Origin of the sequence: Saccharopolyspora gregorii (assembly GCF_024734405.1) — a bacterium.
Classification (GTDB): domain Bacteria; phylum Actinomycetota; class Actinomycetes; order Mycobacteriales; family Pseudonocardiaceae; genus Saccharopolyspora_C; species Saccharopolyspora_C gregorii.
Map to the genome: position 1 here is coordinate 4,114,377 of NZ_CP059556.1, position 15,869 is coordinate 4,130,245.

Consider the following 15,869-nt stretch of genomic DNA (forward strand, 5'->3'; position numbering starts at 1 on the left):
ATGACGGCCGCGCACACCGACCGGACCGGCGCGCCCGCGGACCACCCGGGCCGCGCCGAGATCGCCGAGCACTTCGCCGACCGCGCGGCGGCGCTCGACCGCGGCGACGCCGACGTGCGGCCCGGCCTGCGGTTCCTCGGGGAACGCGGGCTGCTGGAGCTCGGCGCGCCGGGCTGCGGCGGCGACCTCGCCACGATGCTGCTGCTCGTCGAGGACGTCGCGGCCGGCTGCCTGTCCTCGGCGTTCTCGCTGTGGGCGCAGCGGATGGTCGTCGAGTACGTGGCCCGCGGCCCCGCCGACGCGGCAGCGGCGCGGGAACTGGACGGGCTGCGCACCGGCTCGCGGATCGGCGTCACCGCGATGGCGCCCGCCATGAAGCACGTCGCCGGGATCGAACCGGTGCCGGTGCTGGCCGAGCGGACCGGCACCGGGGTGCGGTTGACCGGGCCGATCCGCTGGGCGTCGAACCTGTTCGACGACGCGCTGGTGGTGGTCCCCGCCCGGTTCGCCGACGGCGGCGGGCTGATCGCGGTGCTGCGCGTCGGCGACCCCGGGGTGACCGTCCACTCGGCACCCGAGCTGCTGGCGCTCGGTGCGACCGGCTCCTCGTCGGTGGCGCTGACCGAAGTGGACGTGCCGGCGGCGGACGTGCTCAGCACGGACCTGACCGGTTTCGTGCGCGCGGTCCGGCCGACCTTCCTGCTGGTGCAGAGCGCGTTCTGCGCCGGGCTCGCGGGCGCGTCCCGGCGGCAGGCGGCGACCGCGCTGGACGGGCTGAACGCCGAGTTCCGCCCGGACTTCGGCGAGCTCGCCGCCGCGCACGACTCGGTGCGGTCCCGGCTGTTCGAGTTCGCCCGCGTCCCGCAGCGGCCCGCGGACCTGCTGCGGCTGCGGCTGGACGCGGCGCGCACGGCCGGTGCGGCGAGCAGGCTGGAAGCGGCGGTGACCGGTGGCCGCGGCTACGCCGCCACCAGCCCGACGAGCCGCAGGCTGCGCGAGGCCGCCTTCCTCCCGATCCAGGCCCCGACGGAAGGACAACTGCGGTGGGAACTGTCACGGTCCGCCTGAGCGGCGCGGAGAAGTCGTACCCGCCGCACCACCGCAAGGTCCTCGACGGACTGGACCTGGTGGTGCGGGACGGGGAGTTCGTGGTGCTGCTGGGCCCCAGCGGCTGCGGCAAGTCCACGCTGCTGCGGATCCTCGCCGGGCTCGAAACCCTCGACGGCGGCGCACTGGAGTGGGCCGGTGGCGCGCGGCCGCCGATCGGCGCCGTGTTCCAGCAGCCGCACCTGATGCCGTGGCTGACCGTGCGGGACAACGTGCTGCTCGGCGGCCGCTACCGGGCCAACCGGGCGCGGTTCTCGCCGGACTGGGCGGCGGGACTGGTCGAGCGGCTGGGGCTCGCCGAGCTCGCCGGCACCTACCCGGACCGGCTCTCCGGCGGGCAGGCGCAGCGGGTCGCGGTCGCGCGGGCGGCGGCGATCGGCCCGGCGCTGCTGCTGCTCGACGAACCGTTCAGCGCGCTGGACCCGGCGGCGCGCGCCGACCTGCAGCGGTGGGTGCGGGCGAGCACCGACGACCTCGGGCTCACCTCGGTGCTGGTCACCCACGACGTGGACGAGGCGTTGCTGGTCGCCGACCGGATCGCGATGCTCGACGGTTCCGGTGCGGTGGCGCGGGAATGGCCGAACTCCCCCGGCACCGCGGACGGCCCGCTGCGGGCGGAACTGCTCGCGCACTACCCGGCGAGCCCCGTCGCGGCCGGAGCGACCTGATGGGCTCGCTGTGGTCGCGCCGGTCGCTGCTGCTGGGCGCCGGAGCGCTGGGCGCAGCCGGGGGCATCGGGGCCGCCACCGACCTCGGGCTCAACGCGGCGCGGCACCGCGACGTCTCCTCCACCGCGCTGCGCATCGGCTACCTGCCGATCACCGACGCGGCACCGCTGCTGCTCGCGCACGGCAGCGGCCTGCTCGACGAGCACGGCACCGGCGCGGCACGGCCGGTGAAGTTCCGCAGCTGGGCGTCGCTGGCCGAAGCGTTCCTCACCCGGCAGGTCGACGTGGTGCACCTGCTGATGCCGTTCGCGGTGCAGCTGCGCTACGCGATGGGCGCGGACTGCCGGGTGCTGGCCTGGAACCACACGAACGGCTCGGCGCTCACCGTGCGCCGCGACGTCGAGCGCGTCGAGCAGCTCGCCGGGCACAAGGTCGCCATCCCGTTCTGGTGGTCCATCCACAACATCGTGCTGCAGCGGATGCTGCGCGCCGCCGGGCTCACCCCGGTGGTGCGGCAGCGGCCCTCCGCCGCGGACGGCACGGTGGAGCTGGTGGTGATGAGCCCCTCCGACATGGTCCCCGCGCTGGACGGCGGCTCCGTCGGCGGCTACATCGTGGCCGACCCGTTCAACGCGATCGCCGAGATCAAGGGCGTGGGGCGCATCCTGCGGTTCGTCGGCGACGTGTGGCGCGACCACGCCTGCTGCGTGGTGCTCGCGCACCAGGACCTGCTGGACACCGCACCGGGCCGGGTGCAGGGGCTGGTGGACGCGCTGGCGATCACCCAGCTCGGCCTCGCCCACGACCGGGCGGGCGGCGCGCGGGCGCTCACCGGCGGGAACTACCTGCCGCAGCCGCTGAAGGCGGTGTCGAAGGCGTTGCAGTATCCGGCGGCCCCCTACCCGCACGCCCTGCACCACCCGGAGTGGTCCGGGCAGCGCATCGGCTTCCAGCCGTTCCCGTTCCCCGGGTTCACCGCGGAACTCGTCGAATCGATGCGCACCACGGTCGTCGACGGCGACACCCGGTTCCTCGACGGCCTCCGCACCGACGAGGTGCACGGACAGCTCGTCGACGACCGGTTCGTGCGCGGCAGCCTGCGCCGCCTCGGCGGACCGGCCGCGTTCGGCCTGCCCGGCTCCCTGACCCGCAGCGAAGAGGTGAACCCCGCATGACCACGCTCTCCCCGCGCGGCGCCGAGGACACGAGCCCCGCCCGGACCGACCGGCCGGGCCTCGCGCACCGGGCCGGGCCGCCGCTGGTGGCGGTGCTGGTGGCCGTCGCGGTGTGGTGGCTGGTGACCGACGTGCTCACCGGCGACCGGCTGCTCACGGCGTTCGCCCCGCAGCACGCGGTTGCCGCGATCGGCGACCTGCTGGCCAGGGGCGTGCTGCTGCCGGACGTGGCGGCCAGCCTGTGGCGGCTGCTGCTGGGCATGCTCATCGCCGCGGTCGTCGGCGTCCCGGTCGGGCTGCTGGTCGGGTCGCTGGACGTGGTGGAGCGGGCGACGCGGCCGGTGTTCCAGTTCCTGCGGATGATCTCGCCGCTGTCCTGGGCGCCGATCGCGGTGGCCGTGTTCGGCATCGGGCACCGGCCGGTGACGTTCCTGGTGGCGGCCGCGGCGGTGTGGCCGATCGTGCTCAACACCGCCGCCGGGGTGCACGCCGTCTCACCCGGTCACGTCCGGGTGGCGCGGTCGCTCGGCGCGACCCGGTTCGAAGTGCTCACCAGCGTGGTGCTGCCGACCGCCCGCACCCACGTGCTGACCGGGTTGCGGCTGGCGCTCGGCATCGCGTGGGTGGTGCTGGTGCCCGCGGAGATGCTCGGCGTGGATTCCGGACTGGGGTACCAGATCCTCAACTCCCGCGACCAGCTCGCCTACGACCAGGTGATGGCGGTGATCCTGGTGATCGGCGTCCTCGGCTACCTCCTCGACGCCCTCGCCCGCACGCTGCTGCGCCCGCGGCGGTGAGCGCGGACCCGCCGCGCGCGTGATCACCGCCGCGCCCCGTGGGACGATCTCGGCGTGGTGAACGTCGCGCGTCCCGCTTCGTCGTGGCTGGTTCCCGCCTTGGTCGTGCTGCTGGCCGCCGGGGCGGGTTTCGGGCTCGCCGGGGTCGATTCCGGTGTGGTGCGCACGAGCACCGTCGTCGACGGCGTGCCGGTCGACCTGGTGCGCCCCGCCGCGTCGGCCGGGTCCGCTCCGGGAGTAGTGGTGGCGCACGGGCACGCCGCGAGCCGCCGCCTGATGGCCGACTGGGGGACGACGCTGGCGCGGTCCGGGTTCGCCGTCGCGCTGCCGGACTTCGCCGGGCACGGGGCCAATCCGGCGCCGCTGCCCGACGGGCCGGAGCGGGAGGTGCGGCTGGCGGCGGACCTCGATGCGGCCGTCGGGCTGCTGCGGCGGACGCCCGGAGTCGATCCGGAGCGGATCGGGCTGGTCGGCCATTCCATGGGGGCCGGTGCGGTGCACCGGTACGCGGCGGAGCATCCCGCGATCGCCGCGACGGTGGCCGTGTCGCTGCCCGGCTCCGATATCCCACCGGACCCGGCGCTGCCCGCGGACCTGCTGCTGCTCACCGGGCAGTTCGAGTTCCCGGTGTTCCACCGCGCGGCCGAGCAGGCCCTGCGCGCCGGGCGCCCCGACGCGGTGTGGGGCGCGCCCGCCGATCCGGCGCGGGAGAACGCCCGGCGGGGCGGCACCGTCGCGGGCGCCGAGCACCTCTCGATCCTCTTCGCGCCGCGGGCCCACGCGGCGGCGGCGCGCTGGCTGCAGGACTCGCTGCAGGTGTCCGCGCCGGTGCGGGTCGCGGCGGGCGAGCGGTTGTGGCCCGCGGTCCTGCTGTGGGCCGCGTTCGCGGTCGGTTTCCTCCCCTTCGCGCGCCGGCTGTTCGGCTCGGCGAGCCCGGAACCGGAACCGGGGTCGGGGTTGGCGCCGTCGGTGCCCGCGGTCGCCGCCGCGGTCGCGGCCGGGCTCGGGCTCGCCGCGGCGGGCTCGGTGCTGGCGCCGGGCGGCTGGTCCCCGCTGGCGGTGGGCGGGGAGATCGGGTTGTTCCTCCTCCTGTTCGGGCTCGGGAGCTGCGCGGTGCTGGGCCGAGGCGCCCGCAGCGCGCACGACGTCCGAGATGCCCGAGGTGTCCGATGTGGACGGTCCGGTTCGGCCTGGCGGCCGGCGGCGGTCATCTGCTGCGCGCTGCTCGCCGTGGCCGCGCCCATCGGGATCGCGCTGGCCGAGCCGGTGCCGCACGGTGCTCGCTGGTGGTGGACCCCGCTGGTCGTCGTCGCCTGCGGAATCGCCTGCGCCGCAGCGGAGTTCGCGGCCAGCGGACGGACCGGCCCGCGGCAGGACGCGGTGCGGGCGGCGGTGCTGGTCGCCGCGCTGCTCGGCGTCGGGGTGTGCGCGGTCGCGGGAGTGCTGCCGAGCTTCGTGCTGCTGATCGCGCCGCTGCTGGGGGCGCTGCTGCTCTGGCACCTCGCGTGGGCGGCGGTGCTCGCCCGGACCGGTGCCGCGTGGTGGCTGCCCGCCGTCGTCGGCGGCGTGCTGCTCGGCTGGCCGCTGGCCGCCGTCAGCCCGCTCGGCTGAGCACCGGACGCGGCTCAGCGCCGCAGCGCCGCGCGGGAGAGCCGGTTGCCGACGAACTGGGCCGCCTGCACCAGCACGATGATGATCAGCACTGCGATGGCGGTGATCGTCCAGTCGAAGCGCTGGTACCCGTAGGTGATCGCGAAGTCGCCGAGCCCGCCACCGCCGACCGCCCCGGCCACCGCCGTCATGTCCACGACCGCGACGAACACGAAGGTGTAGCCGAGGATCAGCGGCGCCAGCGCCTCCGGCACCAGCAGCGTGCCGATGATCCGCAGCGGACTCGCCCCCATCGCCCGCGCCGCCTCGATCACGCCGGGGTCGATGCCGACGAGGTTCTGCTCCACGATGCGGGAGATCCCGAACGTCGCGGCCACGACCAGCGCGAACGTCGCCGCCGGGGTGCCGAGCGTGGTGCCGACGACGGCCAGCGTCACGGGACCGATCGCGGTGATGAAGATGATGAACGGGATCGGCCGGATGATGTTCACCAGCAGGTTCAGCGCGGTGAACACCGCGCGGTTCGCGAGCAGGCCGCCTGCCCTGGTGGTGTGCAGCAGGATTCCCAGCACCAGCCCGAGGAATCCGCCGACGAGCATCGTCACCAGCACCATCCCGATGGTCTGGGCGACGGCGCTCAGCAGCACCGGGCCGATGGTCTCCCAGTCGATGTTCACGCCGCGAGCTCCCCCACGTCGGTGACCGCGCGCAGGGCGGCGATCAGCGCGTCCACGTCCTCGTCCGCGCCGGCGAGCTCCAAGGTGAGCCTGCCGAACGCGTCGCCGCCGAGTTCCTCGACGCCGCCGTGCACGACCTCGAACCGCACCCGGTGCTCGGCGAGGGCCGCCGAGAGCACCGCGCCGACCCGCTGCTCGCCGCCGATCCGGGCGGTGACCAGCCGACCGGGGTTCCTGGCCCGCAGCCGCGCCAGCTCGGCGTCGCTGGGCCGATCGGGCAGGACGGTGCGCACGAACCGCCGCGTGGTCTCCGCCGCCGGGTTCGCGAACACGTCCGCCACCCGGCCCTGCTCGACGAGCCTGCCCGCGTCGAGCACCGCGACCCGGTCGGCGATCCGCCGCATCACGTCCATCTCGTGGGTGATCACCACGATCGTGATGCCCAGCTCGGCGTTGATCCGCCCGAGCAGGTCCAGTACTTCCCCGGTGGTCTCCGGGTCGAGCGCGCTGGTCGCCTCGTCGGCGAGCAGGATCTCCGGGTTCGTCGCCAGGGCGCGGGCGATCCCGATGCGCTGCTGCTGGCCCCCGGACAGCTGGTCCGGGTAGTGCCAGGCCTTGTCCAGCAGGCCGACGAACCGCAGCAGCTCCGCGACCCGCTCCTCGCGCCGGGCCGAATCCCAGCCCGCGACCTTCAACGGGTAGGCCACGTTGCCGAACGCGGTCCGCGAACGCAGCAGGTTGAACTGCTGGAAGACCATGCCGATGCCGCGCCGGACCTGCCGCAGCCGCCGTTCGGGAAGGCCGGTGATGTCGGTGCCGCCGACCAGCACGGTCCCCGAGTCGGCCCGCTCCAGCGCGTTGATCAGCCGCACCAGCGTGCTCTTGCCCGCGCCCGAGTGCCCGATCACCGCGAACACCTCCCCGGGTTCGACGGACAGGTCGATGCCCTCCAGCGCGGTGACCGCCCGGGAGCCCGAGCCGAACGTCTTGCCGACGCCGCGGAACTCGATGAGCGGGTTCACCGGCCACCCGCCGCGCGCACCTCGTCGGTCAGCTCCGCCAGGATCGACCGCAGCTCCGCCGGGGAGCGCCGCACCGGCACCGCGGTGCCGCGGGAATCCGCGGCCACCTGGCCGGCGACCCGTTCGTCCCGGTATAGCTCCACGAGCTTCGCGTACGTCGGGTCGTCGGCGTCCTCGGCGCGGGTGACGAACACGTTGGTGTAAGGCTGCGCGGCGGGCCCGGCCGGGTCGTCGCCGAACAGCGCGCGGGACGGGTCGAGGTCCGCGTCCAGGGCGTAGTTGTTGTTCACGACCGCCGCATCGGCCGACGGCAACGAGGCCACCGTCTGCGCCGTGTCCACCGGCAGCACGCGCACCTTCGATGCGGCCGCGTCGATCTCGGCGACGGTCGACAGCGGGTTTCCCCCGCCCCGCAACGAGATCAGCCCGGCCCGCTGGAGCACCAGCAGCGCCCGCGCCTGGTTCGTCGCGTCGTTCGGGATGGTGACGGTGCCGCCGGCCGGGATGCCGGCGAGGTCGGCGTGCCGCCGGGAGTACAGGCTCAGCGGGACGACGGAGGTGGAGCCGATCGGGGTGAGGGTGTCGCCCGTCGCCGCGTTGTGATCGGCGAGGAACAGCAGGTGCTGGAACAGGTTCACGTCGATCTGGCCCTGCGCGAGCGCCGGGTTCGCCTGGTTGTAGTCGCTGAAGGCGACGGTGCGCAGGTCGATCCCGTGCTCGGCGGCGAGCTGCCGGAACGTCGTCCAGTACTCCTTGCTCGCGTCCGTGGCCCCGATGCGCACCGTGATCCGGCCGTCCGCCCCGTCGGATCCCGCCGTGCCGAACGCGGCGAACACCGCACCGGCGATCAGCACCACGACGAGTGCGAGGCCCGCCACCAGCAACCCCCGGCGACTCCGCCGCGGCTTCTCCGGCAGTTCGTCTGCGGCTCTTGCGGACATGGTGGACCTCCCAGTGGGCGTGCGCGGGCCTCCCGCGGCGAGATGCCGCAACGATGCACCGGAGCCCCGCCTCCGCGGAAACCGTGCCGAGATCTGGAATCACAGGCCGCCCCCTTGCCCGGGCGGCCGCAGGTGTGCTGGGCGCCGTCCGCGGCGCCGGGCCGCCGGGTGCGCGCAGGTGATCTGCGCGGACCGATCGCGCGCCCCCGCCCTCCGGCGATCACCACCGGCCTGACGATCCACTGTGGACGTTTCGGATCGACCTGGTCCGTCCCGGGATTCGGAACGCGTTGCCCGACCCGAGGAGCAGTGCCTACGTTGCACGCCGTGCTGAAGCAGGATGGAAGACCACGGGACACCTCCGGACCGGCCGGGGCCGGCGCCGCGAACCGGGCGCTGAGCGCGGTGCGCCCGTTGAGCGGCCCGCTGCTGGGGCTCGGCGCCGTCGTGGTGCTGGTGCTGGTGTGGCAGCTCGTCGCCGCGCTGCGGATCTGGCCCGAGCAGATCGTGCCCGCGCCCGCCCAGGTGTGGGCGCAGCTGCTGTCCACCAGCGACGCCGGCAACGGCCAGTCCGGTTACGCCGGCTACACGCTGCTGGAACGCCTCGCGGTGAGCCTGCGCAGGCTGGCCTACGGAGTCGGGTACGGCGTCCTGATCGGACTCGCCCTCGGCCTGGTGATGGGTCTGGTCCGGCCGGTGCGGGTGATGCTGGAGCCGCTGGTCACCTTCATCCGCGCGCTGCCGCCGCTGGCCTACCTGAGCCTGCTGGTCATCTGGTTCGGCATCGACGAGGAACCCAAGGTGTACCTGCTGATGGTGGCCTCGTTCCCGCCCGTGGCCGTGGCGACCGCCGCCGCGGTCACCGGGGTCGGCAAGCAGTACGTGGAGGCCGCCGAAGCGCTCGGCGCGAACCGGGCGCAGGTGATCGCCTCGGTGATCCTGCCCGCGTCGGTGCCCGAGATCCTCACCGGCGTCCGGCTGGCCGTCGGCATCGCCTACGGGTCGGTGGTGGCCGCGGAGACCGTGAACGGCGCCGACGGGCTCGGCGGCATGGTGCTCAACGCCCAGCGCTACAACCAGACCGCCGTGGTGATCCTCGGCCTGTTCGTCATCGGCATCACCGGCCTCGTCATCGACCTGCTGATCGTCGCGGTCCGCCAGTCGCTGTCCCCGTGGCGCAGCCGCGTCTGACCACCCCCGTGAGAGGAGAACCCGTGCACCGGTTCAGCAGGCGCGCCGCGCTCGGCCTGTTCGGCGCCGCCGCGGCCGTCCCCGCGCTCAGCGCGTGCGGCGTCGGCGGCGAGTCCGAGGAGGAGAAGGCCCGCAAGGTCCGCATCGCCTACCAGAACTTCGCCGACAGCACCCTGCTCGTCAAGGAGCAGCGCACCCTGGAGCAGCGGTTCCCGGAACACGAGTTCCAGTGGACCGCGTTCGACTCCGGCGCGAGCATCAACACCGCGTTCCTCAGCGGGGCGCTGGACATCGCCGTCATCGGCAGCAGTCCCGCCGCGCAGGCGCTCAGCCCGCCGCTGGCCGTGCCGTACCAGGTGATCCAGCTGCTCAACGTGATCGGCAGCAGCGAGGCGCTGGTGGTGCGCGGCGACCGCGGCATCCGCGCGATCCCGGACCTGACCGGGCGCAAGGTCGCCGCTCCGTTCAGCTCCACCGCGCACTACAGCCTGCTCGCCGCGCTGCGGCAGCACGGCGTCGACCCGGGCGGGGTCGACATCGTCGACCTGGAACCGCAGAACATCCAGGCGGCGTGGGAGCGGGGCGACCTCGACGGCGCCTACCTGTGGACGCCGACGCTCACCGCGTTGCGGCGCAACGGCACGGTGCTGGTGGACAGCGCGCAGCTCGCCGCGGCGGGCGAGCCCACGCTCACCTTCGCCGTCGCCGCACGGGAATTCCTCGACCGCAGCCCCGACGTCGCCCAGGGCTGGCTGGACGCCACCGACGCGGCGATCCGGCAGATCCGCACCGATCCCAGGCCGGTCGCCGAGGCGGTGAGCAGGCAGCTCGGCAGCAGCGTGGACGACGCGCTGGGCCAGCTGCGGCAGAACATCTACCTCGACCTGGAACAACAGCGCGGCCCCGAGTACTTCGGCAGCCCGCAGGCGCCCGGCGAGCTCGCCGCGCGGCTGCGCGCCAACGCCGGATTCCTGCTGGCGCAGCAGAAGATCGACGCCCTGCCCGACCTCGCGACCTTCCAGCGAGCCCTGCGCATCCCGGAGCCCGCTCATGCCTGATGAACCCCTCGTCGAGATCACCGGAGCCACCCGCTCCTACGGGCGCGGCGCGAACGCCGTCACCGCGCTCGGGCCGCTGGACCTGCGCGTCGAACGCGGCGAGTTCGTGGTGATCGTGGGCCCGTCCGGGTCCGGCAAGAGCACGCTGCTGCGGCTGGTCGCCGGTTTCGAACGGCCCAGCACCGGCACCGTCGCCCTCGACGGGCGCGCCCCGGTGCCCGGCCGCGACGTGGGCGTGGTGTTCCAGCAACCCCGGTTGTTCCCGTGGCACTCGGTCGCGGGGAACCTGGACGCGGCGCTGCGCTGGGCGGGGGTGCCGCGCGGGCAGCGGGCGCAGCGGCGCGCGGAGCTGTTGGAACGCGTGGGGCTCGCCGAGATCGGCGGGCGGCGCGTCTGGGAGATCTCCGGCGGCCAGCAGCAGCGGGTCGCCATCGCCCGCGCCCTCGCCGGGCGGCCGGGCCTGCTGCTGCTCGACGAACCGTTCGCGGCGCTCGACGCGCTCACCCGGGAACGCCTGCAGGAGGACCTGCGCTCGCTGACCGACGACGCCGAGCAGGGCGCCGTGTTCGTGACGCACAGCGTCGACGAAGCGGTCTTCCTCGCCAGCAGGGTGATCGTACTGAGCAACCGGCCGGGCCGGGTCGAGCTGGACCTGCCGGTTCCGCTGCCGCGCAGCGGGATTCCCGCCGACGAGCTGCGCGCCTCGGCCGAGTTCGCCCGGCTGCGCGGCGAGGTCTCCACCGCCGTCCGCGCCGCGCTCCAGCCCGCCTGAGCCGCGACCTGCCGCAGCGGAACGGCCCGACCGGACGCGGTGGTCGATCGGGCCGTTCAGCTCGCTGGTCCGCTACGCCGGCGGGTGCGGATCACACGACGCCGAGGGACAGCATCGCGTCCGCGACCTGGGTGAAGCCCGCGATGTTGGCGCCCACGATGTAGTTGCCGGGGGCGTCGTACTCGTCGGCGGTCTGCAGGCAGCGGTCGTGGATGCCGCGCATGATCTCGGCGAGGCGCTGCTCGGTGTGCTCGAACGTCCACGAGTCCCGCGAGGCGTTCTGCTGCATCTCCAGCGCGGAGGTCGCGACGCCGCCCGCGTTCGCCGCCTTGCCGGGCGCGAACTTCACGCCGGCGTCGTTCAGGAACTTGATGGCCTCCGGCGTGGTGGGCATGTTCGCGCCCTCCGCGACGATCTTGCAGCCGTTGCGGACCAGTTCGGCCGCGTGGTCGGCGTCCAGCTCGTTCTGGGTGGCGCAGGGCAGCGCGATGTCGCACGGCACGTCCCAGGCCGCACCACCGGAGATGAAGCGGACGCCGTCGCCGCGGGCGGTGGCGTACTCGTCGATGCGGGCGCGCCGCACCTCCTTGATCTCCTGCAGCAGCGCGACGTCGACGCCCTTCTCGTCCACCACGTACCCGCTGGAGTCCGAACAGGCCACGACGGTGCCGCCGAGCTGGTGCACCTTCTCGATGGCGTACTGCGCGACGTTGCCCGAACCGGACACGACGACCTTCTTGCCGTCGAAGGAATCCCCGGACGTCTTCAGGATCTCGTCCACGAAGAACACCGTGCCGTAGCCGGTGGCCTCCGGACGCACCTGGGAACCGCCCCAGCTGAGGCCCTTGCCGGTGAGCACCCCGGACTCGTAGCGGTTGGTGATCCGCTTGTACTGGCCGAACAGGTAGCCGATCTCCCGGCCGCCGACCCCGGTGTCCCCGGCGGGAACGTCGGTGTACTCGCCGATGTGCCGGTACAGCTCGGTCATGAACGACTGGCAGAACCGCATGACCTCGCCGTCGGAGCGGCCCTTCGGGTCGAAGTCGGAACCGCCCTTGCCGCCGCCGATCGGCATGCCGGTCAGCGAGTTCTTGAAGATCTGCTCGAAACCGAGGAACTTCACGATGCCCAGGTAGACGCTGGGATGAAACCGCAGGCCGCCCTTGTACGGCCCGAGCGCGGAGTTGAACTCGACGCGGAACCCGCGGTTGATCTGCACCGAACCCTTGTCGTCCACCCACGGCACCCGGAAAATGATCTGCCGTTCCGGCTCGCACAGGCGGCGGATGACCTCGGCGTCGGTGTACTCGGGGTGCTTGGCGACGACCGGGCGGAGGCTGTCGAGGACTTCGTGCACCGCCTGGTGGAACTCGTCCTCCCCGGGGTTGCGGTGCAGCACCTCGTCGTAGATGTCCTGAAGCTTCTCGTCGAGATTCGCCACAGCTCGCTCCTCCAACTCGTGATCGCCCGGCGCGCGGGGGTCCGCACCGGTGCGCCACCCGGTGGGCCCGGCCCGCTGCCAGCCTCGGTATCGCGGCGGCCCGACCCGCCGCCGCAGACCTTATCCCGGCCCTCGCGCCGCGAACGGCATCCGGAACCGGCCGCCGAAACCTGCCCGAAACACGCCGGAAACACGATTCCGCGGCGCTCGCACCACCTCGGGCCGGCGAAAAACCGGCGGACACGCGGGTTTCCGGCGGGTTTCGGGCCGGTTGCCCAGCTTCGCACGAGCACGCACGCGTGTCACCGGGCGCGGAGTCGCGAGTCGCGGACCGTTTTCCCGGTGGCATTGCTCACGAGTGGCCCTGCTCACAGTGGAACGGGTCCGCCGGACGTCCCGGCGGACCCGTTCGCGGGCCGGTCGTTCAGCCGATCGGAGCCGGTTCCGGTGGCGCCGGGCAGCGGCGGCGCACCGCGGCGGCCGCCCCCAGCACGAGCAGGTTCACCGCGAGGCCGGTGAGCCCCGAGTTCACGCCGAACGGGTTCACCTGCAGCACCGCGGACACCAGCACCACGCACTCCCCCGCGACGAGACCCGCCAGCACCGCCGAGGACCGCACCGGCACCGGTTCCCGCAGCGCCAGCAGGTTCGCGGGCGCCAGCTGGATCATGCCGCTGTAGGTGAGCAGGTACAGGTTCGCCATCAGGTCCGGGCGGCCCAACGTCAACGCCAGCACCAGCACCGAGACCACGGCCGCGGTGATCCGGCTCGCCCGCAGCCGCGCGCCCTCCGCCATGCCGGACGGCACCAGGTTGCTCGACACCAGCGTCGCCACGCAGATCAGCCCGCCCGCCGCGGGCACCATCGCGCAGGCCGCGCCGCCGATGAGCACTACCGCCAGCAGCGGGGCCGGCAACGTGCGCTGCGCCAGCTCCAGCAGCGCCGCGTTCTCCGCGCCGGCCGGGGTGGTCGCGTCGGCGACCGCGTAGAAGCCGACCAGCACCGGGATCGCCACCGCCACCGTGTACAGCGGCAGGAACACGTGGTTCGACGCCACCGCCTTCGACGAGCGCCCCGACAGCACCGCGGGCCAGCTCGACGGCAGCGTCATCGCCCCGAAACCGGCCGCGCTGACCAGGATGCTCGACACGTACCAGGCGGTGCCGTAGGAACCCGCGGGCTGGATCGTCAGCAGTTCCCGCGCGCCCCGGAACACGGCGGTGAACAGCCCGCCCTCCGGCTGCCGCGCCAGCAGCACGCCGCCGGCGATCACCAGCAGCGCCACCACCATCAGCACGTCCTTCAGGTACGAGGTCGCCGCCACCCCGTGCAACCCGGACCACAGCACGAACAGCAGCACCAGCAGCATCGCCACCACGACGCTCGCCGTGCCGGTCCGCTCGTCACCGGTCATGAACGACACGATCGTGCCCAGCCCCACCAGCTGCACCTGGATGACCGGCATGAAGAACACGATCGCCAGCACCGCCGTCAGCCCGCCCAGCACGGGGCTGCGGAACCGGTGGCGCAGGTAGTCCGAGTTCGTCCGGTACCCGTGGCGCTTGCCCAGCCGCCACACCAGCGGCGCCACCAGGAACATCCCGACGTAGCCGAGCACCAGGTACGAGGGCATGTACATCGCGGCCACGCCACCGCCGAGCACCAGCCCGGAGATGCCGAGGAACGTGAAGGTCGTGAAGATCTCCCCGGCCTGCAGGAAGAACGTGGCCACCGCGCCGAAGCGGCGGCCCCCGACGGTCCAGGCGGCCAGGTCGAAGCCGCCGCCGCGCCTGCCGAGCAGGCCGACGACGGCGATCAGCACCAGGCCGAGCAGCGCGGTCGCCATCACGGGGCGCCCACCTCCCCGGTGCTCTCCGCGACCGGGCCCACCGGGTCGTCGCCGGAGATCAGCCCGGCCCGCTCCTCGCGCCGCAGCACCCACGCCAGCAGCAGGCTGGTCAGCACGCACCAGCCGCACACCCACACCACCACCGACGGCAGCCCGAACCAGGGCGCCGGGGTGTTGACGAAGGGGAAGAAGGGGGTGCCCAGCAGCGCGATCACCGGTAGCACCAGCACCGCGTGGAAGGGCCGCAGCGCTCCCCGCGCGCCGCGTGGACCGGGCCTCGGCGGCCCGCTCCGCTCTCGTCCGCTCATGTCAGCCTCCTGCGCAGGTGGCCGTCTCCGCCCGCGGTCGTCGCGGGTCGAGCAGCGCACCGTGCGCCGGACACGCTAACCGCCCGCCGCCCGCAGCGGTGCGGGTGAGCGCGGGGTCACCCGGGGCGGGTCAGCTCGGCGGCACCGGGGTGACCAGGGTGCCCTCGGCCAGGAAGCGCTCCAGGTTGCGGAAGGTCAGCTCTCCCATCGCCTCGCGGGTTTCGCGCGTGGCGCTGGCGATGTGCGGCAGCAGCACCACGTCGTCCCGGTCCAGCAGCGCGGCGGGCACGTTCGGCTCGTCGGCGAACACGTCCAGCGCGGCGCCCGCGAGCCTGCCCTCGACCAGCGCCGAGACCAGCGCGGGTTCGTCCACGACGCTGCCGCGGGCGATGTTCACCAGGTAGCCGCGCGGTCCGAGCTCGGTCAGCACCTCCGCCGAGACCAGGCCGCTGGTCCCCGCTCCCCCGGCGGTCGCGATCACCAGCACGTCCACCCCGGCGGCCAGCTCCCGCGCCGACCCGGCGTACCGGTAGCCGACGCCGTCGACGGGACGCCGCGAGTGGTAGGAGATCTCGGCGCCGAACCCCTCCAGCCGCCGCGCGATGGCGCGGCCGATGCGGCCGAGCCCGAGGACGCCGACGCGCTTGCCGCTGACCTTGGTGCGCAACCCGAAACCGCCGGGCACCCATTCGCCGCGCCGCACGTAGCGGTCGGCGGCGGACAGCCCGCGCAGCACGTCGATCAGCCCGCCCACCGCGAGGTCCGCGACGCAGTCGGTGAGCACGTCGGGGGTGTTGCTGACGTCGATGCCGCGGGCCCGGGCGCGGGCCACGTCGGTCCGCTCGTAGCCGACTCCGAAGTGGACGATCGCGCCGAGCTTCGGCAGCGCGTCCATCAGCTCGTCGCTCACCCCGTAGCGCGCGCTGGTCACCGCGGCGACCACGTCCGCGCCGCGCTCGGCCAGGCAGGCGGCGGGATCGGGCTGCTCGTGCAGCCGCAGCACGTCGTAGCGCGCGGCCATCTCCTGCTCCAGCGACGGCAGCAGCTCGCAGACCTGGAGGACGGTGCCGGACGGGGCGGACTGGGGCATGCGGGGGTTCCTCCTGCGGCGGGGTGGGGGCTGTTCGCAGCCTAGGCCTGCACCGATGCCGCTTCCAACACCGAGCCGGCATCCGCCGACGCCTTTCCCGACTCGGCCGCGGCGCACCGGCGCACGGCCGTCCGGTGCGGTGCCGGTCGCGCTCGCTGCGCG

The 15,869-nt window shown here is 73.9% G+C and carries 15 protein-coding genes; 8 read left to right on the forward strand and 7 right to left on the reverse strand.

Annotated features, from left to right (window positions below; genetic code table 11):
• From H1226_RS17810 to H1226_RS17830, 5 genes are read left to right on the forward strand one after another with little or no spacing between them, the layout of a single operon-like run.
• Nucleotides 1–1,068, forward strand: a complete 1,068-nt coding sequence (locus tag H1226_RS17810) for an acyl-CoA dehydrogenase family protein (protein ID WP_258341745.1) — start codon at nucleotides 1–3, stop codon at nucleotides 1,066–1,068.
• Nucleotides 1,044–1,775: an ABC transporter ATP-binding protein gene (locus tag H1226_RS17815; protein ID WP_258341746.1), complete on the forward strand. Its 732-nt coding sequence runs from the start codon at nucleotides 1,044–1,046 to the stop codon at nucleotides 1,773–1,775. Before H1226_RS17810 ends, H1226_RS17815 begins: the two co-directional genes overlap by 25 nt.
• Nucleotides 1,775–2,950 carry an ABC transporter substrate-binding protein gene (locus H1226_RS17820; RefSeq protein ID WP_258341747.1) on the forward strand — a complete coding sequence of 392 codons (1,176 nt, stop codon included), beginning with the start codon at nucleotides 1,775–1,777 and terminating at the stop codon, nucleotides 2,948–2,950. The genes H1226_RS17815 and H1226_RS17820 overlap by 1 nt, the downstream gene beginning before the upstream one ends.
• Nucleotides 2,947–3,747 (forward strand): ABC transporter permease, encoded by an 801-nt coding sequence (locus H1226_RS17825; protein ID WP_258341748.1) that lies wholly within the window; start codon nucleotides 2,947–2,949, stop codon nucleotides 3,745–3,747. Before H1226_RS17820 ends, H1226_RS17825 begins: the two co-directional genes overlap by 4 nt.
• A 54-nt stretch (nucleotides 3,748–3,801) precedes the next feature.
• Nucleotides 3,802–5,358 (forward strand): alpha/beta hydrolase, encoded by a 1,557-nt coding sequence (locus H1226_RS17830; protein ID WP_258341749.1) that lies wholly within the window; start codon nucleotides 3,802–3,804, stop codon nucleotides 5,356–5,358.
• Between the two features lie 14 nt (nucleotides 5,359–5,372).
• Here the strand turns inward: H1226_RS17830 and H1226_RS17835 are convergent, their stop codons facing one another.
• From H1226_RS17835 to H1226_RS17845, 3 genes are read right to left on the reverse strand one after another with little or no spacing between them, the layout of a single operon-like run.
• Nucleotides 5,373–6,035 carry a methionine ABC transporter permease gene (locus tag H1226_RS17835; RefSeq protein WP_258341750.1) on the reverse strand — a complete coding sequence of 221 codons (663 nt, stop codon included), beginning with the start codon at nucleotides 6,033–6,035 and terminating at the stop codon, nucleotides 5,373–5,375.
• Entirely contained in the window at nucleotides 6,032–7,057 is a 1,026-nt protein-coding gene (locus tag H1226_RS17840; protein WP_258341751.1) for a methionine ABC transporter ATP-binding protein, read from the reverse strand. The genes H1226_RS17835 and H1226_RS17840 overlap by 4 nt, the downstream gene beginning before the upstream one ends.
• Entirely contained in the window at nucleotides 7,054–7,998 is a 945-nt protein-coding gene (locus H1226_RS17845; protein ID WP_258341752.1) for a MetQ/NlpA family ABC transporter substrate-binding protein, read from the reverse strand. Before H1226_RS17845 ends, H1226_RS17840 begins: the two co-directional genes overlap by 4 nt.
• A gap of 327 nt (nucleotides 7,999–8,325) precedes the next feature.
• Here H1226_RS17845 and H1226_RS17850 point away from each other — a divergent pair, with 327 nt between their 5' ends.
• The 3 genes from H1226_RS17850 to H1226_RS17860 are packed head-to-tail and all read left to right on the forward strand — an operon-like array spanning nucleotide 8,326 to nucleotide 11,019.
• Nucleotides 8,326–9,189: an ABC transporter permease gene (locus H1226_RS17850; RefSeq protein WP_258341753.1), complete on the forward strand. Its 864-nt coding sequence runs from the start codon at nucleotides 8,326–8,328 to the stop codon at nucleotides 9,187–9,189.
• Nucleotides 9,190–9,212: 23 nt separating this feature from the next.
• Entirely contained in the window at nucleotides 9,213–10,247 is a 1,035-nt protein-coding gene (locus H1226_RS17855; RefSeq protein WP_258341754.1) for a taurine ABC transporter substrate-binding protein, read from the forward strand.
• Nucleotides 10,240–11,019 (forward strand): ABC transporter ATP-binding protein, encoded by a 780-nt coding sequence (locus H1226_RS17860; protein ID WP_224961023.1) that lies wholly within the window; start codon nucleotides 10,240–10,242, stop codon nucleotides 11,017–11,019. The genes H1226_RS17855 and H1226_RS17860 overlap by 8 nt, the downstream gene beginning before the upstream one ends.
• A gap of 91 nt (nucleotides 11,020–11,110) precedes the next feature.
• Here H1226_RS17860 and gdhA read toward each other — a convergent pair whose 3' ends face one another.
• The 4 genes from gdhA to H1226_RS17880 form a co-directional block, all read right to left on the reverse strand.
• Nucleotides 11,111–12,460 (reverse strand): NADP-specific glutamate dehydrogenase, encoded by a 1,350-nt coding sequence (gene gdhA / locus H1226_RS17865; protein WP_258341755.1) that lies wholly within the window; start codon nucleotides 12,458–12,460, stop codon nucleotides 11,111–11,113.
• A gap of 424 nt (nucleotides 12,461–12,884) precedes the next feature.
• On the reverse strand, nucleotides 12,885–14,306 hold the full coding sequence (locus H1226_RS17870; RefSeq protein WP_258341756.1) for a sodium:solute symporter family protein: 1,422 nt from the start codon (nucleotides 14,304–14,306) through the stop codon (nucleotides 12,885–12,887).
• The gene (locus tag H1226_RS17875; protein ID WP_258341757.1) at nucleotides 14,306–14,617 is read right to left on the reverse strand and encodes a hypothetical protein; all 312 of its coding nucleotides are present in this window, start codon (nucleotides 14,615–14,617) and stop codon (nucleotides 14,306–14,308) included. Before H1226_RS17875 ends, H1226_RS17870 begins: the two co-directional genes overlap by 1 nt.
• A 130-nt stretch (nucleotides 14,618–14,747) precedes the next feature.
• Complete coding sequence (locus H1226_RS17880; protein WP_258341758.1) at nucleotides 14,748–15,707, reverse strand: 2-hydroxyacid dehydrogenase; 960 nt, start codon at nucleotides 15,705–15,707, stop codon at nucleotides 14,748–14,750.
• Nucleotides 15,708–15,869: the final 162 nt, after the last annotated feature.